Source organism: uncultured Roseovarius sp., assembly GCF_913054395.1.
In the GTDB taxonomy this organism is placed as follows: Bacteria; Pseudomonadota; Alphaproteobacteria; order Rhodobacterales; family Rhodobacteraceae; genus Roseovarius.
Window position 1 is genome coordinate 22,061 of record NZ_CAJXIP010000031.1, and the last position, 7,710, is coordinate 29,770.

General features: G+C 55.5%; 8 protein-coding genes and 1 pseudogene. 6 read left to right on the forward strand and 3 right to left on the reverse strand.

Annotated elements, in window-relative coordinates; all coding sequences use genetic code 11:
• The first annotated feature begins 12 nt into the window (after positions 1-12).
• From QZ522_RS06575 to QZ522_RS06585, 3 genes are all read left to right on the forward strand, one after another.
• Entirely contained in the window at positions 13-1,053 is a 1,041-nt protein-coding gene (locus QZ522_RS06575; protein WP_294608885.1) for a LacI family DNA-binding transcriptional regulator, read from the forward strand.
• 304 nt (positions 1,054-1,357) lie between these two features.
• Complete coding sequence (locus QZ522_RS06580) at positions 1,358-1,480, forward strand: hypothetical protein (RefSeq protein WP_294608887.1); 123 nt, start codon at positions 1,358-1,360, stop codon at positions 1,478-1,480.
• 20 nt (positions 1,481-1,500) lie between these two features.
• Positions 1,501-2,028, forward strand: a complete 528-nt coding sequence (locus QZ522_RS06585) for a M48 family metalloprotease (protein ID WP_294608899.1) — start codon at positions 1,501-1,503, stop codon at positions 2,026-2,028.
• A gap of 319 nt (positions 2,029-2,347) precedes the next feature.
• On the opposite strand, the gene QZ522_RS06590 is transcribed toward QZ522_RS06585, so the two are convergent.
• Positions 2,348-2,752, reverse strand: a complete 405-nt coding sequence (locus QZ522_RS06590) for a hypothetical protein (RefSeq protein ID WP_294608889.1) — start codon at positions 2,750-2,752, stop codon at positions 2,348-2,350.
• 424 nt (positions 2,753-3,176) lie between these two features.
• Between QZ522_RS06590 and QZ522_RS06595 the strand changes: the two genes are divergently transcribed.
• Both QZ522_RS06595 and QZ522_RS06600 read left to right on the forward strand, forming a co-directional pair.
• Positions 3,177-4,073, forward strand: coding sequence for an ankyrin repeat domain-containing protein (locus QZ522_RS06595; RefSeq protein WP_294608891.1), 897 nt, complete (start codon positions 3,177-3,179; stop codon positions 4,071-4,073).
• Positions 4,074-4,542: 469 nt separating this feature from the next.
• Positions 4,543-5,169 carry a transglutaminase-like cysteine peptidase gene (locus QZ522_RS06600; protein WP_294608893.1) on the forward strand — a complete coding sequence of 209 codons (627 nt, stop codon included), beginning with the start codon at positions 4,543-4,545 and terminating at the stop codon, positions 5,167-5,169.
• Positions 5,170-5,237: 68 nt separating this feature from the next.
• On the opposite strand, the gene QZ522_RS06605 is transcribed toward QZ522_RS06600, so the two are convergent.
• Complete coding sequence (locus QZ522_RS06605) at positions 5,238-5,621, reverse strand: hypothetical protein (RefSeq protein WP_294608895.1); 384 nt, start codon at positions 5,619-5,621, stop codon at positions 5,238-5,240.
• Between the two features lie 1,432 nt (positions 5,622-7,053).
• On the opposite strand from QZ522_RS06605, the pseudogene QZ522_RS19065 reads away from it, so the two are divergent.
• Positions 7,054-7,290 (forward strand): annotated as a pseudogene (locus QZ522_RS19065) (hypothetical protein); the annotation flags it as partial.
• Positions 7,291-7,326: 36 nt separating this feature from the next.
• Here the strand turns inward: QZ522_RS19065 and QZ522_RS06610 are convergent.
• A partial coding sequence (locus tag QZ522_RS06610) for a hypothetical protein (RefSeq protein WP_294608897.1) occupies positions 7,327-7,710 on the reverse strand: 384 nt, incomplete at its 5' end.

Genomic DNA, 7,710 nt, shown 5'->3' on the forward strand with positions numbered 1-7,710 from the left:
GGGTCGAACCCCATGAGCCGAAAAAACAGGGAAAGCGAGCACAACCTGCCCACATTGGCCGATGTGGCCAAGCGAGCCGAGGTGTCGACCGCGACGGTCTCGCGCTGCCTCAATTCGCCGGGGCAGGTGCAAGAGGCCACCCGTATAAAGGTCATGACGGCGGTTCACGATCTTGGGTATTCCCCCAATTTCGGCGCACGCGCCCTTGCGGCAAGGCGCACAAATACCATCGGCGCGATTATTCCGACGATGGAAAACGCGATCTTTGCCCGCGCCATTCAGGCCTTTCAGGAAGAGCTTCATGCAAGCGGCGTCACGCTTTTGGTGTCAAGTTCGTCCTATAGCCCCGAGATCGAAGAGGAACAGATTCGCACCCTCGTGGCACGCGGCGCGGATGCCCTTTTGCTGATCGGGCATGACCGAAGCCAGGCGATCTATGAGTTTCTGGAGAATCGCGGCGTGCCGGTTCTGATTTCATGGGCCTATGATCCGACCATGGCGCGCCTGTCGATCGGGTTTGACAACCGCCGCGCCATGGCGGGGCTGGCCAAAGAGGTGCTCAGGCTGGGCCATCGCCATATCGGCATCATCTCGGCCGAATGTGCGGGCAATGATCGTGCTCGGGCGCGGGTTGACGGGGTGCGTGATGCGATGCGAGAGCACGGGCTTGATCCCGAGATGGCCCACCTTATCGAGACCCCTTACAGCATCGAAAACGGCGGCAAGGCCCTGCGTCGTATGACAGAACATTATCCGCGCCCGACAGCGGTCATATGCGGCAATGACGTTCTGGCCGTCGGCGCGGTTCAGATGGCGCGAGAGCTTGGCTTGCGTGTGCCGGGTGACGTATCGATCACCGGATTTGACGATATCGAGCTGGCGCGGGTGGTTGATCCGCCGCTGACCACGGTTCACGTACCGCATCGCGAAATGGGCCGTCAGGCGGCGCGCCTGTTGGTGGATATGGTTGCCGGTCATCCGGCCCGCGAAAGTGTACGCCTTGAGACGACGCTGCGGCTGCGCGGCACCCTCGGGCCGCCACCTGCCAAGTAGCGCCGCGCGAGATCAGGACGGCGACAAGCACTATGCTTATAACTGCGCAAGATATCGGAATGAAAAAGGGGGGGGGAGTGGTGAGCCGGCAGGGGTTCGAACCCTGGACCTACTGATTAAAAGTAAACCCAGAGCTGTTTCGCTAGCTTTCTCCGTATCGTGCTACATTTCGAAAAATCAAATGTATTCACTGGTTTATCTTGACTGCCCCTGCGCTAAAATTGCAACCATAACGCTAGACTTCGCCGCAACTTGCTTCCGTATAGCTTCCGGAAGTAGAGGCAGACAGAAAGGTGTTCCAGTAATGTTCAAGCTGACCAAACGCACGGTCGAAGCCCTCGAAATCCGCGATCAGGACTATCTGGTCTGGGATCGTGACATGCGCGGTTTCGGTGTTCGTATCTATCCAAGCGGCAAACGCACGTAGCCATCGATCACGAGCTCAAGATACGCAACGCGTATTTCACCTATGACAAGGACCAGCCCGTCATTTTTATGACCATGCCGATCCTGCAAGACATGCAGAGCGATGATGAGGTCGCATTTGTCATGAGCTATGAATATGGCCACCTGATCGGGCGGCACATTCAGAAACAACAGCAGCAGGCATTGGCTGGTGCGCTTATCATGGGCGCGCTGACCGCTTATACCAACGCTCAAGCCGCATCCGCTGGGGTGAGTTATGATCCGAGCGATGTGGACCGCAACATGGCACTTGGCGCGGCGTTGGGATCGAAGGCCTATTCCCAATCCTATGAGCTTGAAAGCGACACACTTGGCGCGCGGATCGCCGCTGCATCGGGTTACGATCCGGTGAAGGGGGCGCAATATTTCGCGCGGCCCGAGGACGCCCGAACCGAGGCTGGCAATCTCAGTTTCTGGGGCACGCATCCGCCCGATGAAAAGCGGCTCGCCACCGTGCTCGCCGTGAGCGCCCAGATAGAGGCAAAGCAGAGTTTGCAACGCAAGCAGTAGGGCAGTTTCCGTCAAGCCCGCGACGCTCTACCTCAGGTCTTCAGGAAAGACCGGTTGAGCGTCGCGCGCACCTGCTACAATTTCATTGCCCTGGCCAATCGCGATGCGCCACCGGATATCCAAAGGATGCGCCGTGACATTCGACTGCCAATAACCGCGAGTTAGCTGGCATTCTGAAGTATTTGGTGCCAGTTGCAGTCGTTTAGTTCAGCTTGAAAAGGGGCGGAAAGCCGAAGTTCGCTGCACTTTGTCCGGAGGCCCGCGTCGCGGGACGGAGGGATCATTCGCTGCGATTGCGCAGATGGCTGCTTCCTGTGATTCAGATCACCGAAAGTATGAACGCAACGGTGCTAACAGCAGTTAGCCCGAGCGCGATCCTCCAAGGCGTTCTGACGCCAGTCGAGATTTCGACGGTGCGCGCACCCAGAACGGTAAAGCCACCCGCGACCAAAGCTCCTATCAGTATTGCAAGCTTTGCCCAAAAAACATCGTTCCAGACCCCAAACACAGCGAGAATGGCGACAACGAACGCCAACGCAATAAAACCACCACCCATTGCCTTGTAAAGCGCACCCAGAACCATAAGCGTTTCAGCGCTAGTATTTTGATCTTTCATGATTTCTGCGTGGTAATCTAAGGGCGGTTCAGCTCGGACGTATTTCAATCCCATCACAAATATGCCGAGTGATGCCAATAAATTCAGAGCCACACTTGTCGATAACACTGTGTCTTTCCTCCCGATTCTTCTTGGGGCTGGGACAAACGCCTCATAGCCAAGTGAGTCTTAAATCCGACATTAGAAGGCAATGAAGCATCGGTCAAAGTGGGCTTGAAACGGTCATTCGCTGCGCCGTTCGCGAAGGTCCGGTTTGGGTCGTCCACGACGGCGGCCTTTCCCCTAAAACCGAACTTGCTGCGACCGATTTAATGTCGGCGAAGAGCCCGAAACGGACATGTCAAGCTATGTCTCTACAGACATTGAGCTAAGGTCAACCAAAGTTGCGGCAGGTCACCAATTATCGCATTCGGATGGGATTCCACCTTGAAGGTCTCTCAAACCGCGAGCCGCGAAAGGTTTGGAGACGCCCCTGCAAACATCGGTGATTTGTGCTAAACTGAGGCGATTAAAGCACAAGGTAGCGATCGTAATGCGACAACTCATCGTCGTAGCGAGCATCATTGCGACAATACCGTTCGGACCGGCGGCAGGACAAGACGTACTCGGTGCCGCACGGTCGGGCGACGCTTCGGAATTGGCAGAACTTTTGCCGGAGGGCGCAAACGTCGAACCGGACGTGCTTGGTAGACCACTCTACTTTGCGGCGCAGAAGGGGCATGTCGATGCGGTGGCGGTGTTGCTTGACCGAGGTGCAGACCCGGAAGCCACCTTTTCCTATGGCGCGGCGCTTCATTCTGCTGCGCGTGGAGATTACGCCGATGTCGTAGCGCTGTTACTCGACCGGGGCGCCGACCCGGATATGCGGGCGGGTGAGTTCAACAATACCGCATTGCATGAGGCGGCCGAGTCAGGGGCGATCGGCGCCGTACGTTTGCTTCTGGCAGCGGGAGCCGACGTAAACGCCCGAAACAAGGAAGATCAACCGCCCCTGCATCTCGCTATGCGCCGCGATAGGGTGGAGGTGGCAGCACTTTTGCGGGATTCCGGTGCAGCGCCGCGCGCAGTGGCCATCCCGAAACCAGAAGAAATTGAAGCCGCTGCGGCTGACCCTGATGCCGCCTGGCTGGCTGCCAGGTATTGCCGGGGATGCCACGAAATGAGGCCGGGCGACACGTCGACCGCAACTGTTCCGGGACCGACCCTGCGCGGCGTTTTCGGACGCCCAAAGGCGACGGTTCCTGGGTTTTCTTATTCTGCCGCGATGTTGGCGAAGGGTAAGAAATGGACAATGGAGGAATTGAACCAGTTCATCGGTGACGTTTACGGAACTGTTCCGGGCACCAAAATGTACAATGTCGACCCCAACATTACACAGGAAGAACGCATCGCCATACTGGCACTGCTTGCCAGCCCAGATTTGCAGTGACGCGGTCGAGTTCTTGCCCCGTCGTGGGTCAGAGGATTATACTTCAATTTGTATCCGCAGGCGGCCAAATTTAGCCAGTTCGCTGGATGCCTTTATTGCGCAGAGCATCTGACTTGAAATTGGGAATTCTCAATGTCCGCTTCGTCCCGCATTGCGGGCCTCAGACAGGACTGAAATCGAGCACCCGCAGCGAATGGCCGGTCTGGAAAAGCTGCAACGCGGCGCTCGACGTCAGGATGAAGGTCCGGTCAGGGCCGAAAGTAGCAGTTAGCTTGCCGCCATCACTACCGCTCTGACATAGCCTGCCTCGCGTTCCGCGACCGCTGTTATGACTTGGAAAATAATGCGATTTTCCGCCTCAACTCACGTTGTTTCGCCCGATGCCACAGTAAGGCTCGTGCGTCGCCTAATTCCTGACTTTATTTTCACTAGTCTATTGAGCTACTATAAATTGAATTTGGAAGTTTGCATGCAGGCGATAAACAAGCAACTGAACCCAACAGCCACCAATGCTCGAAGCTCATTCGAGCATGCCGTTAGGTTTCTCGCTAAATTGTGTCTGCCTCTTTTAGTGATTGTACCTGGTCTTGCCGCTGCTGATAGTAACTATCTGAACGCTAGCATGCTCATGTCTCCCCCAAAAGGAGCTCAGCAAATATGCCAGACCTATCAGTGGGCATGCGCATCGCAGGTTACCAAGTCTCTGCCCCCTACGGAGGAACTGGAATTAGTTAGTAAAATTAATATTTCGGTGAATGCGTTAACACGTGAAGTTTCTGACAGAGCTCAGTATTCGCGGGCCGAATTTTGGGCTCTTCCCACGTCCGCAGGTGGAGATTGTGAAGATTTTGCACTATTGAAAAAAATGGAGCTTGTCCGTCGAGGAATTGATCCACGTAAGCTACTTCTGGCAACCGTTCTGGATCAGCGGCGCGTTCCTCACGCAATCCTCGTATATCGCTCGACGCAGGGCGATTTGCTTCTGGATAACTTAACGGACAAGATGGTTAACTGGCATCAATCTGGATACATTTTTCTTCGAATGCAGGATCCTCAGAGCCCGACACGTTGGGTCGGAGGCTTTCAGTCGAGCTAAAAAAGATAGCATAACGCACGGTAGGCTCAGGCTAACTCTAGCTGCATTTCGGGGTGGCTGAGGGAAGGTCATACACGGGAAGTCATCTTATTTCCCGTTGCTGCCATTACCGCCATGGCCGGAATCTCCTTGACCCTGACTTCCTCCACCAAAGTCACTACCATTAGGGCTTTCACCGGCTCTCCCGACGTCATTGTCATTTCCTGGATTGCCGCTTCCACCAGAGCCGCTTCCACCAGAGCCGCTGCCGCCAGTGCCGCTGCCGCCAGAGCCGCTTCCACCAGAGCCACTGCCGCCAGTGCCGCTGCCGCCAGTGCCGCTGCCACCAGAGCCGCTGCCGCCAGAGCCGCTGCCACCAGAGCCGCTGCCGCCAGAGCCGCTTCCACCAGAGCCGCTGCCGCCAGTGCCGCTGCCACCAGTGCCGCCGCCACCATCCGGACCATCTGATCCATTATTGCCAGACGATGTCGAGAAAGTCGTAACTTCGGTCAGCGCGACGGTAAGGCTGGGACATATCTGCTGAGTCTCTACCAATATTTTGCTGAAATCGGATCGGCGCTGAACTCGGTTTATGAAGCCTTGCGTCACACGGCTGCAGTCACAAAGTTGTTCGGTGCTACGTGAAAACGTAGCTGTCAAAGCCGTGCAGCGCTTCTCCGCTAGGGCCGGAGCCGCGAAAGCACCAAGCATGATGAATGACGTCACACCAATAGAGGTGAGCGTTTTCCCTTTAGCCATTGGATGTCCTAACCTGAGTCCGTTTATGCCCCCGAACCCTTGTGGTTATGCCTACGATGAATCGGACATGAAAACGACACATTTCAGCCCGTAGTTGGCCGCAATGTGGGGAAAATGTGTCCTAAATGCGACCTGCAAACGTCACGTTTTTCAATATATAGAGGCTCTTTCACTTTGCTTTTCTATATTTTGCGCGTGAGGGGGGGCAGCCACGAAACATTTTGGTTCCGCATTGGAAACGACAGTGCGAGCGCATTCTTCTATATCTTTGAAACAAATGACCAAATGAGCATTTTTTGTTTCCCAGACAATATTTGTAGTGCTTCAGCGGTTTGAGGGCATCATCGGTCTGAGATTTCCCCCATTGCAGGTCTTGGCGTGTAGAAATGTACGGACTCTGGTGATGTGCCGCCCTTGACCTGCCACGGGATTTTTCCTCCACCGTCGATTAGAGTCCGCTCCAACTTGAGGACGGATAATGAAACGAATGAGTTTCACAGACGAGTAGATCATCGGCATCTTGGCCAAGCATGGCCGTGTCCGCTTTGGCTTTGGACACCGGACATTCGCCGCTGTTTGCACTAATGTCGGCAATAGCGCAAAAGCGCCCTTTGCAAAGTTGCGGTGCCAGAGTCTGCCGGAGCGACATGACCGGCCCAAAGCGGTCGTGTGGTGCGCGAGGCTCGAACGGCAGGTTTGGGCCGAATGTGCAAAACAGAAATCAAGGTGATTCTCAGCGGTCCCTGACAAATTTTCGCATGCCCATTTGGACGGACATTGCAGAAATGCAACACCGAATCCGGCGGAATCTCTAGTTCACCGTGCTTCCGTATTGCTTCCGGCAAAACCGCAAGGCGAGGCGACGCAAAAACGACTTCACGTAAGCAATTGATGTAAAGAGATAAAGTGGTGAGCCGGCAGGGGTTCGAACCCTGGACCTACTGATTAAAAGTCACAGTCCCCTCATTTTTAGCCGCATTTCCACACTAGTCCGCGAGTGTCCGTAGTTTTGCAGATTCTCGTTAAATTTATCATGCTTACTTGGCATTTACACATTGTCTCCCAATCAAAAACGTCTACAGTTGTCCGTGGCGGTTCACCAGAAGCCAGCCGTTTTTGTCCCCCATATGTCCCCCAGAATGAGAAATGCGCCGAAAACTCACAGATAGGTTCCTGGAAAGCATCAAGCCCCCCGAAGTCGGGAGAGCTACATATTCCGACACGACGCGTCCGGGTTTGCACCTCCGCGTTGGGCAACGCAAAGCGTCCTGGCTCTATGAGAAGCGCGTGAAAAGCGGGCAGAAGCGCAAGCATACTCTTGGCACCTATTGCTCATGGGATATGGACGGCAGGCGCACTGGCAGGGGCCTATCTCTGGCCAATGCCAGAGAAATAGCATTGGAAATCGAAACCGAGGCATCACGCGGCGTGGACCGTATCGCGCTTGCCGAAGCCGAAAGGCTTACCGCAGAGCAAGCTAAGGCGGCAGAGAAAACCGTTGTGCAGGTAATCGAGCAATACGAAGCGCTCAAGCTCTGCAATCTTGCTACGGGGGAGGCAGTCGCGCGTGAACTTCGCAAAGCGATGGCCGATCATCTTGACTCGCGGATCACTACCCTCACGCGGCCCGACTTGCAGGCCGCGATTGATACCCACGCCAGCGCCGGAAGGCTTGTCTACGCAAACCGAATACGCGCTTACCTTCGGGCGTTCACCCGTTGGGCAGGCAGGCGCGGCTACATTGCCACCGACATAGGTTTTGGCCTCGATGGCGCTGGCCGAGAAATGCCGCGCGACCGAGTC

Bases quoted from the DNA above. Each gene is read 5' to 3' on its own strand.
- QZ522_RS06575 (WP_294608885.1), top strand. From the start codon at position 13: ATGAGCCGAAAAAACAGGGAAAGCGAGCACAACCTGCCCACATTGGCC.
- QZ522_RS06580 (WP_294608887.1), top strand. From the start codon at position 1,358: ATGTTCAAGCTGACCAAACGCACGGTCGAAGCCCTCGAAATCCGCGAT.
- QZ522_RS06595 (WP_294608891.1), top strand. From the start codon at position 3,177: ATGCGACAACTCATCGTCGTAGCGAGCATCATTGCGACAATACCGTTC.
- QZ522_RS06600 (WP_294608893.1), top strand. From the start codon at position 4,543: ATGCAGGCGATAAACAAGCAACTGAACCCAACAGCCACCAATGCTCGA.
- QZ522_RS06605 (WP_294608895.1), bottom strand. From the start codon at position 5,621: ATGGATCAGATGGTCCGGATGGTGGCGGCGGCACTGGTGGCAGCGGCA.